General features: G+C 64.2%; 18 protein-coding genes. 12 read left to right on the forward strand and 6 right to left on the reverse strand.

Features of this window, described 5'->3' with window-relative positions; genetic code table 11:
* The 7 genes from HZB53_12230 to HZB53_12260 all read left to right on the forward strand — a co-directional run bounded on the left by HZB53_12230 (position 1) and on the right by HZB53_12260 (position 6,284).
* Positions 1 to 1,068, forward strand: coding sequence for a glucose-1-phosphate thymidylyltransferase (locus HZB53_12230; GenBank protein MBI5878407.1), 1,068 nt, complete (start codon positions 1 to 3; stop codon positions 1,066 to 1,068).
* A complete protein-coding gene (gene plsX, locus HZB53_12235; GenBank protein MBI5878408.1) occupies positions 1,065 to 2,051 on the forward strand; it encodes a phosphate acyltransferase PlsX in 987 nt (328 codons plus the stop codon). The genes HZB53_12230 and plsX overlap by 4 nt, the downstream gene beginning before the upstream one ends.
* A 53-nt stretch (positions 2,052 to 2,104) precedes the next feature.
* Complete coding sequence (gene fabF, locus HZB53_12240; protein MBI5878409.1) at positions 2,105 to 3,346, forward strand: beta-ketoacyl-ACP synthase II; 1,242 nt, start codon at positions 2,105 to 2,107, stop codon at positions 3,344 to 3,346.
* Between the two features lie 84 nt (positions 3,347 to 3,430).
* Positions 3,431 to 4,210 (forward strand): NERD domain-containing protein, encoded by a 780-nt coding sequence (locus tag HZB53_12245; GenBank protein MBI5878410.1) that lies wholly within the window; start codon positions 3,431 to 3,433, stop codon positions 4,208 to 4,210.
* A 6-nt stretch (positions 4,211 to 4,216) separates the two neighbouring features.
* Complete coding sequence (locus HZB53_12250; protein MBI5878411.1) at positions 4,217 to 4,714, forward strand: PaaI family thioesterase; 498 nt, start codon at positions 4,217 to 4,219, stop codon at positions 4,712 to 4,714.
* A 512-nt stretch (positions 4,715 to 5,226) separates the two neighbouring features.
* Positions 5,227 to 5,457 carry a hypothetical protein gene (locus HZB53_12255; protein MBI5878412.1) on the forward strand — a complete coding sequence of 77 codons (231 nt, stop codon included), beginning with the start codon at positions 5,227 to 5,229 and terminating at the stop codon, positions 5,455 to 5,457.
* A 152-nt stretch (positions 5,458 to 5,609) separates the two neighbouring features.
* Positions 5,610 to 6,284: a hypothetical protein gene (locus tag HZB53_12260; GenBank protein MBI5878413.1), complete on the forward strand. Its 675-nt coding sequence runs from the start codon at positions 5,610 to 5,612 to the stop codon at positions 6,282 to 6,284.
* Positions 6,285 to 6,309: 25 nt separating this feature from the next.
* Here the strand turns inward: HZB53_12260 and HZB53_12265 are convergent, their stop codons facing one another.
* Positions 6,310 to 6,681, reverse strand: coding sequence for a hypothetical protein (locus tag HZB53_12265; GenBank protein ID MBI5878414.1), 372 nt, complete (start codon positions 6,679 to 6,681; stop codon positions 6,310 to 6,312).
* A 35-nt stretch (positions 6,682 to 6,716) separates the two neighbouring features.
* Between HZB53_12265 and HZB53_12270 the strand changes: the two genes are divergently transcribed.
* Complete coding sequence (locus tag HZB53_12270) at positions 6,717 to 8,345, forward strand: NAD(P)H-hydrate dehydratase (GenBank protein MBI5878415.1); 1,629 nt, start codon at positions 6,717 to 6,719, stop codon at positions 8,343 to 8,345.
* A gap of 151 nt (positions 8,346 to 8,496) precedes the next feature.
* Here HZB53_12270 and HZB53_12275 read toward each other — a convergent pair whose 3' ends face one another.
* Genes HZB53_12275 through HZB53_12295 form a run of 5 tightly spaced genes read right to left on the reverse strand, consistent with a single transcriptional unit; the run spans position 8,497 to position 11,796 of the window.
* Positions 8,497 to 8,922 carry a YtxH domain-containing protein gene (locus HZB53_12275; GenBank protein MBI5878416.1) on the reverse strand — a complete coding sequence of 142 codons (426 nt, stop codon included), beginning with the start codon at positions 8,920 to 8,922 and terminating at the stop codon, positions 8,497 to 8,499.
* 31 nt (positions 8,923 to 8,953) lie between these two features.
* The gene (locus HZB53_12280; GenBank protein ID MBI5878417.1) at positions 8,954 to 9,253 is read right to left on the reverse strand and encodes a hypothetical protein; all 300 of its coding nucleotides are present in this window, start codon (positions 9,251 to 9,253) and stop codon (positions 8,954 to 8,956) included.
* A gap of 20 nt (positions 9,254 to 9,273) precedes the next feature.
* Positions 9,274 to 9,534, reverse strand: a complete 261-nt coding sequence (locus HZB53_12285) for a hypothetical protein (protein MBI5878418.1) — start codon at positions 9,532 to 9,534, stop codon at positions 9,274 to 9,276.
* Positions 9,531 to 10,616, reverse strand: coding sequence for a tRNA 2-thiouridine(34) synthase MnmA (gene mnmA, locus HZB53_12290; GenBank protein ID MBI5878419.1), 1,086 nt, complete (start codon positions 10,614 to 10,616; stop codon positions 9,531 to 9,533). The genes HZB53_12285 and mnmA overlap by 4 nt, the downstream gene beginning before the upstream one ends.
* A 4-nt stretch (positions 10,617 to 10,620) precedes the next feature.
* Positions 10,621 to 11,796 carry a cysteine desulfurase gene (locus HZB53_12295; protein MBI5878420.1) on the reverse strand — a complete coding sequence of 392 codons (1,176 nt, stop codon included), beginning with the start codon at positions 11,794 to 11,796 and terminating at the stop codon, positions 10,621 to 10,623.
* 324 nt (positions 11,797 to 12,120) lie between these two features.
* On the opposite strand from HZB53_12295, the gene rpsO reads away from it, so the two are divergent.
* From rpsO to HZB53_12315, 4 genes are all read left to right on the forward strand, one after another.
* The gene (gene rpsO / locus HZB53_12300; protein MBI5878421.1) at positions 12,121 to 12,390 is read left to right on the forward strand and encodes a 30S ribosomal protein S15; all 270 of its coding nucleotides are present in this window, start codon (positions 12,121 to 12,123) and stop codon (positions 12,388 to 12,390) included.
* 267 nt (positions 12,391 to 12,657) lie between these two features.
* Positions 12,658 to 14,871: a polyribonucleotide nucleotidyltransferase gene (locus HZB53_12305; protein MBI5878422.1), complete on the forward strand. Its 2,214-nt coding sequence runs from the start codon at positions 12,658 to 12,660 to the stop codon at positions 14,869 to 14,871.
* A gap of 340 nt (positions 14,872 to 15,211) precedes the next feature.
* The gene (locus HZB53_12310; protein MBI5878423.1) at positions 15,212 to 15,889 is read left to right on the forward strand and encodes an SAM-dependent DNA methyltransferase; all 678 of its coding nucleotides are present in this window, start codon (positions 15,212 to 15,214) and stop codon (positions 15,887 to 15,889) included.
* A gap of 187 nt (positions 15,890 to 16,076) precedes the next feature.
* Positions 16,077 to 16,394: a GIY-YIG nuclease family protein gene (locus HZB53_12315; GenBank protein ID MBI5878424.1), complete on the forward strand. Its 318-nt coding sequence runs from the start codon at positions 16,077 to 16,079 to the stop codon at positions 16,392 to 16,394.
* Positions 16,395 to 16,729 lie beyond the last annotated feature (335 nt).

The raw sequence follows: 16,729 nt of genomic DNA on the forward strand, positions 1-16,729 counted from the left end.
ATGAAGGGCCTCATTCTGTCCGGCGGCAAGGGCACGCGCCTGCGCCCGCTGACGTACACCGGCGCAAAGCAGTTGGTGCCGGTCGCCAACAAGCCGGTGCTGTTCTACGCGATTGAGGACCTCGTCGAAGCCGGCGTCACCGATATCGGCATTGTCATCGGCGACACCGGCGACCAGATCCGCGCGGCGGTCGGCGACGGCGCGCAGTTCGGCGCGCGCGTGACGTACATCCCACAGGATGCGCCGCTCGGCCTGGCGCACGCGGTTAAGATCGCACGCGGCTTCCTGGGCGACGACCGCTTCATCCTCTTCCTCGGCGACAACTTCATCCGCGACGGCATCGTCTCGCAGGTCGAGGCGTTCCGCGGCGGCGGCATGAACTGCCAGATCATTCTGTTCAAGGTGTCGAACCCGGAAAACCTCGGCGTGGCGGTGCTGAACGCCGACGGCACCGTCAACCGGCTGGTCGAGAAGCCACGCGAGTTCATTTCCGACCTGGCGCTGGTCGGCATCTACATGTTCGACCGCCACATCTTCGACGCGATCGAGCAAATCACGCCGTCGCGGCGCGGCGAACTGGAAATCACTGACGCGATCCAGAAGCTGATCGAGATGGGCCGCGTCGTCAGGCCGCACCTGCTGCAGGGCGAGTGGATTGACACCGGCAAGCGCAGCGATATGCTCGACGCCAACCGGCTGATGCTCGAAACGCTCGACGCGCGCATGGACGGCACGGCCGACGCGCGCTCGCAGATCGTCGGGCGGGTGGTCGTCGAGGCGGGCGCGCAGATCATCGAGAGCGTGATCCGCGGCCCGGCGATCATCGGCGCGAATACGCGCATCGAGCGCGCCTTCGTCGGCCCGTTCACGGCTATCGACCGCGACTGCGTCATCCGCAACGCCGAAATCGAAAACAGCATTGTGATGGATGGCAGCCAGATCAGCGATGTGCGCGACCGCATCGCCGACAGTCTGATCGGGCGCTTCGTCGAGATCCGGCAGTCGCCGCCGATGCCCAAGGCGCTGCGGCTTCTGCTGGGCGACCACAGCCAGGTGGGGGTCCTATGAAGATCGTGCTCGATGCGATGGGCAGCGACAGCCGGCCGGTCAATGACGTGGCGGGCGCGGTCGAGGCCGCGCGCGACCTGGGCGTGACCGTCGTGCTGGTCGGCCCCGAAGCCGACCTCAAGCGCGAGCTCGACAAGCACCCGGCCCGGGGCCTGCCGATCGAGATCGTCAACGCCACGCAGGTCATCGAGATGAAGGAGCATCCGGCCAACGCCATTCGCGAGAAAAAGGACTCCTCCATCAACGTCGGCCTGCGCCTGCTAAAGAACAAAGAGGTCGACGGCTTCGCCTCGGCCGGCAACACCGGCGCCGTGATGGCCGGCGCGCTGTTCGGTCTCGGTCGTGTGCCGGGCATCAAGCGCCCGGGGCTGGCCGCGGCCATGCCGCTGGACGGCGCGACGGTGCTGGTGATCGACGTCGGAGCCAACACCGACTGCAAGCCGGAGTATCTCGAGCAGTTCGCGCGCATGGGCAGCGTGTACGCGCAGCAGGTGCTGGGCATCCCCAAGCCGCGTGTGGCGCTGCTCGCCAACGGCGAAGAAGAAACCAAGGGCGACCAGCTCGTGCAGGAGGCGCACGCCCTGCTGAAGCAGTTGAAGGAGATCAACTTCATCGGCAACATCGAGGGCAAAGATATCGTGCGGCAGGCGGCCGACGTGGTCGTCTGCGACGGCTTCGTCGGCAACGTGATGCTCAAGACCGCCGAGGGCGTGGCCGGTATGATGAAGGACGTGATCGCCCGCGAGATCAAGGCGGGGGCGCTGACGGCGATCGGCGGCCTGCTGGCCAAGCCGGCCTTCAACCGCGTGTCGGACAAGATGGACTATGCCGAGGTGGGCGGCGCGCCGCTGCTGGGCGTTGACGGTGTAGTGATTATCGGCCACGGGCGCAGCATCCCGAAGGCCGTGCGAAACATGATTCGCGCTGCCAAGACGGCGGTCGAGACCGACGTCATGGGCGCCATCCGGCGCATCGGCGCATAGCAACCCATTTCTGGAGACAAGGCGGGGGCATGAGCAGAAGCGGAATGCGGCAGATGCGCCGCGTCGTGGTGACGGGCGTCGGCGCTGTCACGCCGCTCGGGCTATCGGTGGCCGAGCACTGGCCGAACCTGGTCGCGGGACGCTCGGGCGTTGCGCGCATCACGGCGTTCGATCCGGGCGACTTGCCGACGCAGTTCGCGGGCGAAGTCAAGAACTTCGAGCCGGCAAAGTATATGAGCGCCAAAGAGGCGCGGCGCATGGCGCGCTGCTCGCAGTTCGCCATTGCGGCCTCCAAGGAGACGATCGCGGACGCCGGGCTGGCCGACGTGCTGAAGACCGAGGGCGAGCGCGTGGGTGTCGTGATGGGCAACGCCATCGGCGGCTTCGACATGCTGCGCTCCGGCATTGAAACGCTGCGCGAGCGCGGCTGGCGGCGCGTCAGCCCGTTCGCTATACCGGAATCGCTGGCCAACATGCCGGCGCACCACATTAGCCTGCATTACGGCGCCGGCGGTTTCAATAACACGGTGGTGACCGCCTGCGCGGCCGGCACCCAGGCGATCGGCGAGGCGATGGAGGCGGTGCAACTGGGCCGCGCCGAGGTGATCCTGGCGGGGGGCGCCGAGGGGTTGATCATGCAGGAAACGGTGGCCGGGTTCACGGCCATGCGCGGCCTCTCGACGCGCAACGACGCGCCGGAGAAAGCCAGCCGCCCGTTCGACAAGAACCGCGACGGCTTCGTGGTCGGCGAGGGCGGCTGTGTCTTCGCGCTGGAGGAACTGGAGCACGCGAAGGCGCGCGGCGCGCGCATCTACTGCGAGGTGCTCGGCTACGGCGCCTCGGCCGACGCGTATGACGTCGCCGAACCGGACCCCGAGGGCCGCGGCGCCATCCGCGCCATGCGCTGGGCGCTGGAGGATGCGGGCGTAACCCCGGCCGCGATCGGCTACATCAACGCGCACGGCACCAGCACGCCCAAAGGCGACATGCTCGAGACGCTGGCGATCAAGGCGCTGTTCGGCGAGGCGGCTTACAAAGTAGCGATCAGCTCGACCAAGTCGATGTGCGGGCACTCGTTCGGCGCGACCGGCGCCATCGAGGCGCTCTCGTGCCTGATGGCGATTCACACCGGCACGCTTCATCCGACCATCAACTATGAAACGCCCGACCCGCAGTGCGACCTCGACTACGTGCCGAACGTCGCGCGGCAGGCACGAGTGAATTACACGCTTTCGAATTCGTTCGGGCTCGGCGGGCAGAACGCCTGCCTGGTGCTCGGGCGTTACGAAGGCTAGCCTTTCGACCCGGCGCGCGGCGGCCGTCAAGTCAAGCCGGCCGCGCGTTTGTGCGCCATGACCAACTATACCAACACGAAAACTGTGGAACGCCGCAGCAAGGCGGCCAAGCGCGTCAGCCTCGCCGGCCTGGCCATCATGCTGCCCGGCATGCTCGTCGCGTTCGGCGGGCTGATCAACGAGTCGCTGCAGAGCAGCACGGCGATCCTGATTTCGTATGTCTCGCTGATCGCGGGCACCGTCATCGCCACCATCGGCGGGCGGCTGGCCGAGCAATGGCTGATCGAGCCGCGCAACGACCAGCGGCTGGAGCGCGCCCTGAAAGGGCTGGACCGGCGCTACCGGCTCGTCAATTACTACACGCCCGCCGCGCACCTGCTGCTGGCGCCGACCGGCGTGTACGTCGCCGTCCTGAAGGACGAGAACGGCCCGATTGCCTTCAACGGCCGGCGCTGGACGCAGCCGTTTTCGCTCGGCCGCGCCTGGCGCGAATGGCGACACGGCGGGCTCGGTCATCCAACCGCCGAAGCCGAGCTGCAGATCGAGCGCCTGCGGAAATGGCTCGCGCCAAAGCTGGGCGACGCCGCGATCGACATCAAGCCGCTGGTCCTGTTCAGCGACCCGAAAGCCGAACTCGAGATCGCGCCCGGCCACGATTTCATCATGCCACTCAGGCAGTTGAAGCCGTACCTGCTGGAGCGCAAAAACGATCTGATGCCGGCCGCGGACTACCAGCGGATGGTGGACGCCATCGGCCTGGCCGACAGCGACGCACGGATGGATGATGATGACAAGGCCGACGCACCCGCCGAGACGGCAGCCTCCACGCGCGGCGAGCGCAAGCGCAAGCGACGATCCAAGTAAGCCTCTATGAGCGAACCCGTACGCAAACAGCCGAACTCGCAGATGTGCTTCATCTGCGGCATGGACAACCCGATCGGCCTCAAGGCGTTCTTCTACGAGCAGTCCGATGGCAGCGTGCGTGTGAACTTCACGCCGCGTCCCGAGCACCAGGGCTACCCCGGCGTCCTGCATGGCGGCATCATCACCGCGCTACTGGATGAAACACTCGGGCGCGCCTCGATGACGCAGGGACGCGAACAGTGGATGATGACCGCGAAGCTGGAACTGCGCTTCCTGAAGCCGGTGCCGATCGGCAAGCCGCTGACCGTCATCGGGCGCGTGGAGAAGCTGAGCCGCGTCGGCATGACCGGACGCGGCGAGATCCGGCTCGACGATGGCAGCGTGGCCGTCGAGGCCAGCGGCCTGTTCGTGACGCTACCGCCGGCGCAGAAGGACGATCTGGAACGGCTGCTGCCGGTCTGGACTGTCGTGCCCGACGAGCCGGACGCCGGCAACAGCGCATAGCCGCTCAGCACAAGCCACCACGGAGTCACAGAGGCACAGAGAGAAGGTTTTCTCTGTGCCTTTCGCTTTCTGTTCGTGCAACTGCGGCCTCGCCCGGCCATCCTGTATTGCTCAGACCGGAGTGATATGAACGGGTCTCCCAATTGATTAGAGCGTTTTCCTGATCAATTGATGGTACCAACACAACGTAACGTCACTTCAGCGAAAGCCGGAGTCCAGGAGTGTGGACTGGATGCCGGCTTTCGCCGGCATGACGATCTGGGTGCCCTTGGCGCTATGCACCATCTATCCAATCGGAATCTGCTCTAGCGCTCTGCACGCTTCCCCAACACCATTCCCGATGCGATCAGTTTCAAGATGTTCTGGGACCGGGAGCGCATCGCCGACCAGAGGCGTTGACCGCGTGGCATAGTATGAACCGGCGCGGTAAATGGGCTATACTTTGTGCATGCCGATCGCCCTTCGGCACACTCAGGGCACATCCGGGCCGCGTGCGCCAGTTGGCGGACGGCATGGGTATGGTGACGCTGGCACGAAGGTACGACCCGTTCGGCGACGCGCTGCCGTGCGCGGGCAGCGGAGCGAGCGCATTCGGCTTCGCGGGCGAGCAGATGGACGCGACGAAGCTGAAGTATCTTCACCAGAATAGTTCGTACCGTTTCCGCTGCTTGTTAGTTTGCCGCCCGGGATGGCTGTTGAACACCGCTGTTACAGTAATGCGCGAGACGGTACTTGTCTTTTAATCGGAAATCCAATGCAGTGTCTTAGATTACTGCTAGAACGTAGGCTTTATTCCTTGCCCTTGATCAGTTGGCTTCAGGGAGGGATATATGCTTATGCGATTTCAAGTTGGGCATTCGTTGACTACCTTACTCACAAAATTGAGCCAATCCGGATGGATGACTTCATTGTCGGACCAGAACGAAGTCTAAGGATTGATCAATTCCTGATTGTTTCTGCAATCATGATTGTCTCGCTTGTGATTGATGGGCTGCTTGCGGCAGTGGAACCATCTTCAGGTCATAGATTGACCAAGGCTAATGGCGAATCGTCCTCGCAGACACAGAAGCGAATGATACCCGTAAGCCATCTATTGACAGCTCTAACGGATAGATGGCCGAGGTTCGCAGGTCACTTATTACTTGGAATTGGATTCGCACTGCAAATACTCTTAGTTGACTACCTTGCGAGATATGCCGCCTTCATGTTCCTATTGAAAAGTCGCGGTGGTCCACTGGGTCCAACTGACACGGAGATATTCGAGCCGGTACTGAGATTCTTGGTCAATATCTGTATATTCGTCACACTTCTCGCTATCTACGTATGGGATACAGTGCTTGTATGGCAATTTGGTCCGTTCCGAAGAATTACAAGCGTCGCAATAGCCGTCTTAAGTCGTGCCGTCTTCCTTGGCATTGTTATGTGGTTGCATAGTTTCACCTATTTAGATGGAATGTCACTTAGTAGTCGCCAACTGGTTAGTGGTGCGGCGCTGGGCGTGCTCGCTGTAATCAGCTTCGTTTTGCCTCGAATTGTATCAGGAACAAGGCGAACTGCGCGCAATGCCTGATGTCAGGGACTTCTTTAAACAAACGCTATCGGTATTGGGTGTACCATGCGCTGGGCGGCTTAGGCAGCATGTGCCAATTGGCGGATAGCGCGGTGACGCTGGCACGAAGGTACGACCCGTTCGGGAACGCTCTGACGAGCGTGGGCGACGGGACGAGCGTGTACGGCTTCGCGGGCGAGCAGACGGACGCGACGGGGTTGGAGTACCTGCGCGCGGTATTGCTGTTGCCCGTGGTCATTCCGGTCTTCGCCGCCGGCGTCGTCACGATTGCAGCAACGACGCCGATCTCTCCGCCAAACTGTACGGAGGGGGCGCCGTTGCCTTTCGCATGTGCGATCAGCGCTGTCCTCGCATCAATGCGGTTCTCGAATCGCCCGTCATCTTGTCCTCCGGTCACTTGGTTCCCTCGCGACTCTCGTCTATCATTTCTACATGAAAATCGTCACCGTGGATCAGATGCGGGCACTGGAGCGCGATGCGGACGTGGCAGATGTGTCCTACGCGCAGATGATGGAGTCGGCGGGGCGCGCCGTCGCGCGCGAGATCGCGCGGCGCTGGCCCCCGCGCGGCGTGAAGGTGCTGGTGCTCGTCGGCCCCGGCAACAACGGCGGCGACGGACTGGTCGCCGCGCGCCACCTGCATGACATGGATGCCGCCGTCTGGCTGTACCTATGGCAGCGCAACACCGACGGCGACCGGAACTTTGCGCTGACCCAGGAACGCAACATCCCGTTCACCCGCGCCGAGGACGATACCGACTTTACCGCGCTGCGGCAACTGCTGGATGACAGCGGACTGATCGTAGATGCGCTGATCGGCACCGGCGCCAACCGCCCGATTGACGGCCTGCTGGCCCAGGTGCTGGGCCGCGTGCGCGCCGCACTGTCCACGCCGCGCGACAGTGACGGCACCGCGCGCGCCGACGCCACCCTGCTGTTCCGCGCCGAGCGCGAGCGCGAAGCGCCGCCGCGCGGCCAGACGCACGCCGCCGTCGTGGCCATCGACCTGCCCAGCGGCATCAACGCCGACAGCGGAGCCATCGACCCGGCCACCCTGCCGGCCAATGTCACGGTGACCTTTGCCTGCCCCAAGACCGGCTTCTTCAAATTCCCGGCCGCTGACGTTATCGGCGAACTGGTCGTCGCCGATATCGGCATTCCGGCGGCACTGTCGGACGGCATCCGCCTGGCCGTCGCGACGCCGGATGACATCGCGCCGCGCTTACCTGCCCGCCCGCGCGAGGGGCACAAGGGCACCTTCGGCCGGGCGATGATCGTGTCGGGGTCGGGCAACTACACGGGCGCGCCATACCTGTGCGCCGCCGCGGCCGGGCGCGCCGGGGCGGGACTGGTCACGCTGGCCACCACCGTGGCGATCCAGGCGATTGTCGCCGCCGGGCTGCATGAGCCGACGTACCTGCCGCTGCCGTCGGACCAGGGCGCGATTGCAGCTGAGGCGGCCGCGATCGTCGCCGAGCAACTGGGCGGCTACGCCAGCCTGCTCGTAGGCCCGGGTCTGGGCCGCGCACCCGCCACGCGCGAATTCCTGATCGAACTGCTCGCCGGGCCGAAGCTGCCGCCGCTCGTGATCGACGCCGACGGGCTGAACATCCTCAGTGAACAGAAATCGTGGTGGACGCGCCTGCCGCCGCACTCGATCCTGACGCCGCACGCAGGCGAGTTCGCGCGGTTGTCCGGGCTGGCTGTGGAAGCGATCAGCGCCGACCGCGAGGGGGTGGCGGCGGCGCACGCGCAGAAATGGAACCAGATCGTCCTGCTGAAAGGCGCATTCACCGTGATCGCCGCGCCCGACGGACGCGTGACCATGCTGCCGTTCGCCAACCCCGCGCTGGCGACGGCGGGCAGCGGCGACGTGCTGGCCGGCATCATCGCCGGGCTGCTGGCGCAGGCGGTTGCGCCGTACGACGCCGCGCTGGCTGGCGGCTATCTGCACGGGCTGGCCGGCGAGCTGGCGCGCGACGAGATCGGCGATGCCGGCGTGCTGGCTGGCGACCTGCTGGAACGCATACCACGCGCGCGGCGCTGGGTGAAGAACGCCTAGAGCGTTATCTGATACGGCGGGCGGCTCGCGAGCCGCCCCTACGGATAATCCGGGAACGCGCCGTATCGGGTTACTACGGAAAATGCTTTAGAAACAAAAACACCTCACAGGTGCGAGACCGGTGAGGTGTGTCGGTGCTGTGAGTGGTGCGTTACGCCGAGGCGCCGGGCGTCGTCGCGTCCGGGTTGTGAATGCCCTGCCGCAGTTCGTCCATTTTCTTCTCGGCGGCCTGCTTGCCCGTCTCGTACGCTTCCTTGACCTGCGCCATCCGGTCGTCCAGCGTAACGCGCGCGCTTTCCGACAGCGACTTGGAGCGCTCGCGCAGACCGGACGACGCTTCCTCCGCGCGCTTGCGCGCTTCGGCTGACGCTTCCTCGGCCCGCTTGCGCGCTTCGGCCGACAGGTCTTCGGCCTGGTCGCGCAGTTCAATGCCCTTTTCGCGCAGCATCGCGCGGGTATCTTCGCCGGCCTGCGGGGCCATCAGCAGCGCCGCCGCCGCGCCCAGCAAACCGCCGACCACGCCGCCGATAAAAAACCCCGCGGCAAATTCCCAGCCGTTGCTCCCGTTGTCCGCCATCTCCCTGCTCCTTTCGTGTTACCCGTTCGCGTTATTTGCGCCGCGGCTCGCGTCCAAAGAGCGAATCAACCATCGTTTTCGCGCCTGCTACGTAGCCCTGCACCTTCACGAACGGCGCCACCACGTTGTCGCTGACAAACGTCGTGGTGCCGCGCACCGTGTTGATGGTCTCCTGCGCCGATTCCAGGATCGGCTTGACCTCTTCGCGCAGGACCCGCGTCAGACCGCGCAGTTCGAGGATCAGCCAGATAAGCAGCGCGACGACAATCAACGATTCCAGTGCCAGCACGATAATGAAGATGTCGCGCGCCACGGCGATGTTTTCCGCCATATATGAAAATTATAGCACACTCAGCGGGCGCGGACAATTTGCGTTGTGACCACCGCCGCGCAGACCGTCAGACCGGCGGCGATGTGCAGATCCCCGACTGTCGGAAACGGCAACCAGAAGACCGCCGCGAGCGCATGCCCGACCCAGAAGCCAACTTGCGCCCCCACCCACCAGGCGAGCAAGTCGCGCCGCGTCGAACCGCGCGCCAGATAGGCCACGGCGGCAATCAGAGTGGCGATGACCACACCGAGCGCCACCGGGGCCAGCCATTCGATCGTCATACGCGCATCCCCGGCGGCAGAATCAGCCCGCCGCCCAGACAGGTATCGCCGGCGTAGAAGACGGCCGCTTGCCCCGGCGTGATCGCCCGCTGCGGCTGCGCGAAAGTCACCAGCGCGCGCAGGCCATCCTGCGGCTCCACGCGCGCCGGCATTTCCACGCTCTTGTAGCGGATCTTGACCGTGGCATCGAACGCGCCGGCCGGCGGCTCGCCCGCGATCCAGTTGACCGCGCCCACCGCCGTCGCATTCGACCAGACCTCGTGCTGGCGGCCGACGATCAGCGCATTGCGCGCCGCGTCCAGGCCGACGACATACAGTGGCTCGCCAACGGCCATCTGCAAGCCCTTGCGCTGGCCGATCGTGTAGTCCGGCAAGCCGCTGTGCGTGCCGATCACGCGGCCCTGCGTGTCCTCGATCGGCCCGGTCACGAATGCGCTGGGACGCTGCTCGCGCACGAAGTCACGGTAGTCGTTGACGACGAAGCAGAGCTCCTGGCTCTCGCTCTTCTCCGCGACAAGGATGTTGCGCTCGCGCGCCATGCGGCGCACCTCCGGCTTGGTGTAGCCGCCGAGCGGGAAGATCGCGCGCGACAGTTGCGCCTGCGTCAGCATCGCCAGCGCATACGACTGGTCCTTGAGCGGATCGACGCCCTTGAGCAGTTCCGCGCGCCCGTCGCCAGCGGTCTGCACGCGCACGTAGTGCCCGGTCGCCAGCCGGTCCGCGCCGAGCGCCAGCGCCTGTTGGAGCAGCGCGGCGAACTTGACGTGCCGGTTGCACTCCAGGCACGGATTCGGCGTGATGCCGCGCGTGTAGCCGTCGAGGAAGTAGTCGACAACGTGCTGCTTGAACGCCGCTTCGAAGTTCAGCAGGTGGAACGGAATGCCCAGCCGCACGCAGACCGCGCGCGCATCGGCGACCGCCTCCGGCGAGCAGCAGCGGTTGTAGGCGTCGCCGTCGGGACCCGCGCCGGCCCACAGGCGCATCATGACGCCGACGACGTCGTAGCCCTGCTCGACGAGCAGGGCCGCCGCAGTTGAACTGTCCACGCCGCCGCTCATGGCGACCACTACACGCTCGGCCATCGCGCTACGCGCCTCCGCGCAGCGCGCGCAGCCGCCGCACAATGTCCGGCAGCGTTTCCAGCACCGTATCGATCTCGGCCAGCGTGTTCTCCGGGCCCAGCGTCAGGCGCAGCGCGCCGGCCGCCAGCGCGCGCGGCACCCCCATCGCGGTTAGGACGTGGCTCGGCTCCTGCAGCGCAGACGTGCAGGCCGAGCCTGACGACGCGGCGACGCCGGCCAAGTCGAGCGCAGCCAGCACCGATCCGGCGTCCACCCGCTCGATCACGAACGATGCGTTATGCGGCAGGCGCTCCACCGGATGCCCGGTCAGGTGCGCGTCGGCAATCGTCGCGGGGATCGCATCGATCAGCCGCCGGCGCAGCGGATCGAGCGCGGCCGCATGCTCGGCGCGATGGGACTGCGCGCGCTCCAGCGCGGCGGCCAGCCCGGCGATATACGGCACATTCTCGGTGCCTGCACGCCGGTCGCCCTCGTGCCCGCCGCCGGTCTGGGACGGCAGCAACGGCGTGCCCCGGCGCACGTACAGCGCGCCGACCCCCTTGGGGCCGAAGAACTTGTGCGCGCCTAGCGAGAGCAGATCGACGTTCAATGTCCACACGTCCAGCGGCAGATAGGCTGCCGCCTGCACCGCATCGGTGTGGAACGGGATACCGCGCTCACGGGCCATCTGCCCGATATCGGCGATCGGCTCGATGGTGCCGACCTCGTTATTGGCGTACATGATCGAGATCAGCACCGTATTCGGGCGGACAGCGTGCATCACGTCGCCCGGGTCCACCCGGCCGGTGCGGTCAACCGCGATTTCGGTCAACTCGACGCCGTAGTGCTCCCGCAGCTGGTGGCAGGTGCCATCTACGGCGTGGTGCTCGATGGCGCTCGTGATAATATGGGGTGCCTGGCCGTTCAGACGCGCCCGGGCTGCCAGCACCACGCCGCGAATTGCCAGGTTATCGCTTTCGGTGCCGCCGCTAGTGAAGACAATCTCCGACGGTGCGCAGCCCAGGACGCGCGCCACCCGCCGCCGGGCGTCCTCGACCGCCTCGCGTGCGCGCTGGCCGAGGCCGTACAGACCGCCCGGATTGCCAAATTCGTGCGAGAAGTACGGCAGCATGGCCGCCAGCACATCGGGATGGACCGGCGTGGTGGCTGCATGGTCGAGATAGATGGCTGCGCGTCCCATACGCACCATTATACACGATAGCCTGTGTGCTGATGGGCTGCAGTCCGGTTGCAGTGTTGGCTCGGAGGGGTCTTTCAAATTGGGAGCACATGCGCGGCCCGTCACGATGCGGCGCATGTAACGTCGCTCCCGCGAAAGCGGGGATCCAGGGGCAACACCGCTGGATACGGGCGCATGGCCATGCGCCCCTACGCGGGCATGACGAACTGCCTCCCTTGATTTGTCTCTTTATGCACCCAATGCTCGCTTCATTTTGCCCACCACTGCGGACTGTGCTATAATTCACACGTCATTGAGTCATGCAGATGCAGAAAGGGAGGCGATGTGGCGATTAAAGGTGCACAGAAGGAAACTTTGATCAAGCAATATCACGTTCACGAGAAAGATACCGGTTCGCCTGAAGTGCAGGTCGCGATTCTGACCACCCGCATTAACCAGTTGATTGAGCATCTGAAACTGCACAAACATGATCACGGCTCGCGCCAGGGTTTGCTGAAGCTGGTTGGCCAGCGCCGCCGGCATCTGACCTACCTGAGCAAGAAAGACGCCAGCCGGTACAAGGAAATCATTGCGAAACTGGGCCTGCGCAAGTAACAATCGCCCGCTTTCGTGCTGGTCTCGTCGTAAGGTCGCAACAAACGAGTGGAGGCAGCCGTACCGTCTCCATTCGTTTTTTTGTTGCCGTCAAGGAGGTCATGACCTAAACTAACACACGGCCCTGGAAGCGCAGGAATTGGAGAGTGCATCCAACCAACCGGTTGGATCCAGTTTCCAGCTCCTGGCTTCTGGGGCACACAGCAACCAATTACCGGGGAGCGACGGCACACCATGCCGCCATTCCCTATTGACCCAGGAGTCAACATGGAAAAGACCTATACCGCCAGGATTGGCGAACAAGACGTAGTCATCTCGACCGGCAAACTCGCCGGCCTGGCCGGCGGCGCCGTGACCGTGCGCACCGGCGATACGATGGTGCTGGTCACCGCGACCGGCAGCAAATCGCCCCGCGAAGGCATCGATTTCTTCCCCCTCAGCGTCGAATTTGAGGAGCGGCTGTACGCCGCCGGACGCATTCCGGGCTCGTTCTTCCGCCGCGAAGGCCGCCCCAGCGAAGCCGCCATTCTCGTCGCGCGCCTGATCGACCGGCCGCTGCGACCGCTGTTCCCGAAGGACTTCCGCAACGACGTGCAGGTGGTCGCGACCACGATCTCCTACGACGTGCAGAACTACCTCGACATTCCCGCCATCATCGGCGCGTCGGCCGCGCTGATGATCAGCGATGTGCCGTTCTACGGCCCGGTCGGCGCGGTGCGCGTCGGCCTGGTCGACGGCCAGTTCATCATGAACCCGACCGCCGACCAGATGGAGAAATCCGAGCTCGACCTGCGCATGGCCGGCACCGCCGACGCCATCCTGATGGTCGAGGCGGGCGCCAACCAGGTGCCGGAAGACAAGATGCTGGAAGCGCTCAAGGCCGGCCACGCGGCCATGCAGGGCGTCATCGCGCTGCAGAACGAAATGGCCAAAGAGGTCGGCAAGCCGAAGGTGAAGTACCCCGGCGCGGCGCTGAAGACCGAGATCACCGACAAGGTGAAGTCGCACGTCGGCACGCGCATCACGGACGTGTTCGCGCAGCCGCTGACCAAGGAAGCGCGCGAAGCGGCGCTGGACACCATCGAGGACGAAGTGATGGCCGCGCTGGTCGACCTCGACCCGGCCGAGGCCAAGGCCGGCTTCGAGTCGGTCATGCGCGACGAAGTGCGCAACGCGATCCTCGACAAGGGCGTGCGGCCGGACGGCCGCGGCGTCCGCGAGATCCGCCCGATCTCCAGCGAAGTCGGCCTGTCGCCGCGCGCACACGGCTCCGGCCTGTTCACGCGCGGTCAGACGCAGGTGCTGTCGATTGCGACACTCGGCACGGTCGGTGAGGTGCAGGAGCTCGACGGCCTGCGCCCCGAGGACTCCAAGCGCTACATTCACCATTACAACTTCCCGCCGTTCAGCACCGGCGAGACCTACCCGATGCGCGGCCCGCGCCGCCGCGAGATCGGCCACGGCGCGCTGGCCGAGACGGCGCTGCGCTACGTAGTGCCGCCGGAGGCTGAGTTCCCGTATGCGATTCGCATCGTGTCGGAGGTGCTGTCGTCCAACGGCTCGACCTCGATGGGCTCCGTCTGCGCCAGCACGCTGGCGCTGATGGACGCCGGCGTCAAGATCGCCGCGCCGGTCAGCGGCATCGCGATGGGTCTGGTCACCCGCAACGACGGCAAGTACGCCATCCTGTCGGATATCCAGGGCGTTGAGGACCACCTCGGCGACATGGACTTCAAGGTGGCCGGCACCGAGAAGGGCATCACCGCCCTGCAGATGGACATCAAGATCCGCGGCCTGTCGGCGCAGATCATGGAGCAGGCGCTGGCGCAGGCGCGCGAGGGCCGCATGTTCATCCTCGGCAAGATGCTGGGCGCACTGGCCGCGCCGCGCGAGGAGATGAGCCGCTTCGCACCGCGCGTCACGATCATCAAGATCGATTCCGAGAAGATCGGCAAGGTGATCGGCCCCGGCGGCAAGATGATCCGCAGCATCACCGAGCAGTTCGGCGTCAAGATCGACATCGAGGACGACGGCTCGGTGTACATCTCCTCGGTAAGCGCCGAGGGCGCGGCGGGCGCGGTGGCGATGATCCGCGGCATGACCGAGGACGCCAAGATCGGCGAGATCTACACCGGCAAGGTGGTGCGCGTGGCCGACTTCGGCGCGTTCATCGAAATTCTGCCCGGCGTGGACGGCATGGTGCACATCTCGCAACTGGCCGACTTCCGCGTGAACCGCGTGGAGGATGTAGTCAAGTTGGGCGACGAACTGACCGTCATGGTCATCGACGTCGATCCAGCCGGCAAGATTCGCCTCTCACGCCAGGCGGTGATGGAAGGCTGGACGGCCGAGGAAGCGCGCGAGCGCGACCGCAAGCCGAGCGGCGGCGGCGGTCCGCGCAGCGGCCCCGGTCGCGACGGTCCCCGCGGTGGCGGGCGTCCCGGCGGCGGCGGTGGCGGGTTCCGCGGCGGACGGCGGTAAGCGTATCCGCGAATAACGCGAATCTGCGCCAATCTTTTGTCCACGAAGCGACACGAAGAAACACGAAATGAAAGACCTCTCGCGAGTTTCGCGGGAGGTCTTTTTAGTTTCTAGCGGCCGGCCGCAAGCGCGCGACAGGATTGCCATTTCGACGGCAAGCAGTGCCGGAGAAATCTTGCAGAGGCGCAACGCAAAGATTTCTCAGTGGCTCCGCCGCTTCGAAATGACAACCAACGGCGCACCTTCGAAATGACAACCGACGGCGCGGCTTCGAAATGACGACGGCGGACGGACGTTGTAAAATCACTTGCAGCCGCACCCTCTTGTGCTGCATCCACCCATGAAAGAACAGATCAAATCCAAGCAACGTGTCGCCGATCACGGCGAGGTGTTCACCAGTCCGCGCGAGGTGAACGCCATGCTCGATCTGGTGAAGCCCGAAACCGAGCGGATCGACTCGCGGTTTCTGGAACCGGCTTGCGGCACGGGCAACTTCCTCAGCGAGATCCTCAGCCGCAAGCTGCGCGTGGTGGAAAAGCGTTACCGCCGCAGCCAATTGGAGTTCGAGCGCAACCTGGTGCTGGCCGTCTCGTCCATCTACGGCATAGACAAGCAGGAAGACAATACCATCGCCTGCCGCCAGCGGTTGTTTGACATCGCCGACGAGCGCTATACCGCACTGTTTAAGAGCAAGGCCAAAGACACGGTGCGCCGCATCGTGCGCTTCATTCTGGAGCGCAACATCGTCTACGGCGACGCGTTGAGCCTGCAAACCGTCGATGAACCGAAACAGCCGATCGTTTTTTCCGAGTGGACCTTCCCGTTTAACGACAGCAAACTGAAGCGGCGCGACTTTATCTTTGAAGAACTGATGCCCGACGAGCGGAAGAACGGCCAGGCGAACGATCTGTTTGCACAGAACCGGCCGGTGTCCGACCTCGGTGAGGTGGTCTTCATTCCTGCCGAAACGCGCGACTACCCGCCGGTTCCTTTTCTGAGAATTGCGGAGCAGACATAGCGGCATATACGACCTGTCATTTCGACGGCACGCAGTGCCGGAGAAATCTTATTGGCGCAGCGGGTAGATTTCTCAGCCGCTTCGCGGCTTCGAAATGACAGTCGATAGCGTGGCAACGAGATTACAACACCTGTAACTGTCATTTCGACGGCACGCAGTGCCGGAGAAATCTTGCCGGAGCAATCCGATGAACGAGCGCGCCTATTACGTCTATATACTCGTCAACTGGAACAACAACGTCATGTACGTCGGCGTGACCAACAACCTTGAGCGCAGGCTCTATGAGCATAAGAATAAGTTGGTGGATGGCTTCACCAAGAAGTACAACGTGACCAAACTCGTATACTACGAGCATGGGGGCGATGCCCGCGCGGCCATAGCCAGGGAAAAGGAAATCAAAAGATGGCGGCGGGAAAAGAAGGATAAACTGGTGATGACCATGAATCCCCAATGGAAGGACTTGAGCCTGGAATGGGAAGAAGATTTCTCACTGCGTTCGAAATGACGGGGGTGCGGTGAAGATTTCTCGCTGCGTTCGATATGACGGTAGACAGCGACGCATCCGTCATTTCGACGGCACGCAGCGTTCAGTGTCATTTCGACGGCACGCAGTGCCGGAGAAATCTTGGCGGTGTGGCGAAAGGATTTCTCAGCCGCTTCGCGGCTTCGAAATGACAGTTGATAGTGTGGCTTCGAAATGACAATAGACTCTATTCAAAATAGGCATTGGATCGCTTGTGGCGATAGCGTCGTCTGGTCCGGCGAAAGTTATGCAATGCGGTAGCAATACTCATCACCAGGTCTGACAACCCCGCGGCGAAATTGCGAAAGCGATCCTTG

It is taken from the genome of Chloroflexota bacterium (assembly GCA_016235055.1).
In the GTDB taxonomy this organism is placed as follows: domain Bacteria; phylum Chloroflexota; class Anaerolineae; order JACRMK01; family JACRMK01; genus JACRMK01.

Excerpts from the sequence above, each read along its gene's own strand:
- HZB53_12230 (MBI5878407.1), top strand. The coding sequence starts at position 1 with ATGAAGGGCCTCATTCTGTCCGGCGGCAAGGGCACGCGCCTGCGCCCG.
- plsX (MBI5878408.1), top strand. The coding sequence starts at position 1,065 with ATGAAGATCGTGCTCGATGCGATGGGCAGCGACAGCCGGCCGGTCAAT.
- fabF (MBI5878409.1), top strand. The coding sequence starts at position 2,105 with ATGCGCCGCGTCGTGGTGACGGGCGTCGGCGCTGTCACGCCGCTCGGG.
- HZB53_12250 (MBI5878411.1), top strand. The coding sequence starts at position 4,217 with ATGAGCGAACCCGTACGCAAACAGCCGAACTCGCAGATGTGCTTCATC.
- HZB53_12255 (MBI5878412.1), top strand. The coding sequence starts at position 5,227 with ATGGGTATGGTGACGCTGGCACGAAGGTACGACCCGTTCGGCGACGCG.
- HZB53_12260 (MBI5878413.1), top strand. The coding sequence starts at position 5,610 with ATGGATGACTTCATTGTCGGACCAGAACGAAGTCTAAGGATTGATCAA.
- HZB53_12270 (MBI5878415.1), top strand. The coding sequence starts at position 6,717 with ATGAAAATCGTCACCGTGGATCAGATGCGGGCACTGGAGCGCGATGCG.
- HZB53_12275 (MBI5878416.1), bottom strand. The coding sequence starts at position 8,922 with ATGGCGGACAACGGGAGCAACGGCTGGGAATTTGCCGCGGGGTTTTTT.
- HZB53_12280 (MBI5878417.1), bottom strand. The coding sequence starts at position 9,253 with ATGGCGGAAAACATCGCCGTGGCGCGCGACATCTTCATTATCGTGCTG.
- HZB53_12285 (MBI5878418.1), bottom strand. The coding sequence starts at position 9,534 with ATGACGATCGAATGGCTGGCCCCGGTGGCGCTCGGTGTGGTCATCGCC.
- mnmA (MBI5878419.1), bottom strand. The coding sequence starts at position 10,616 with ATGGCCGAGCGTGTAGTGGTCGCCATGAGCGGCGGCGTGGACAGTTCA.
- HZB53_12295 (MBI5878420.1), bottom strand. The coding sequence starts at position 11,796 with ATGGGACGCGCAGCCATCTATCTCGACCATGCAGCCACCACGCCGGTC.
- HZB53_12305 (MBI5878422.1), top strand. The coding sequence starts at position 12,658 with ATGGAAAAGACCTATACCGCCAGGATTGGCGAACAAGACGTAGTCATC.
- HZB53_12310 (MBI5878423.1), top strand. The coding sequence starts at position 15,212 with ATGAAAGAACAGATCAAATCCAAGCAACGTGTCGCCGATCACGGCGAG.
- HZB53_12315 (MBI5878424.1), top strand. The coding sequence starts at position 16,077 with ATGAACGAGCGCGCCTATTACGTCTATATACTCGTCAACTGGAACAAC.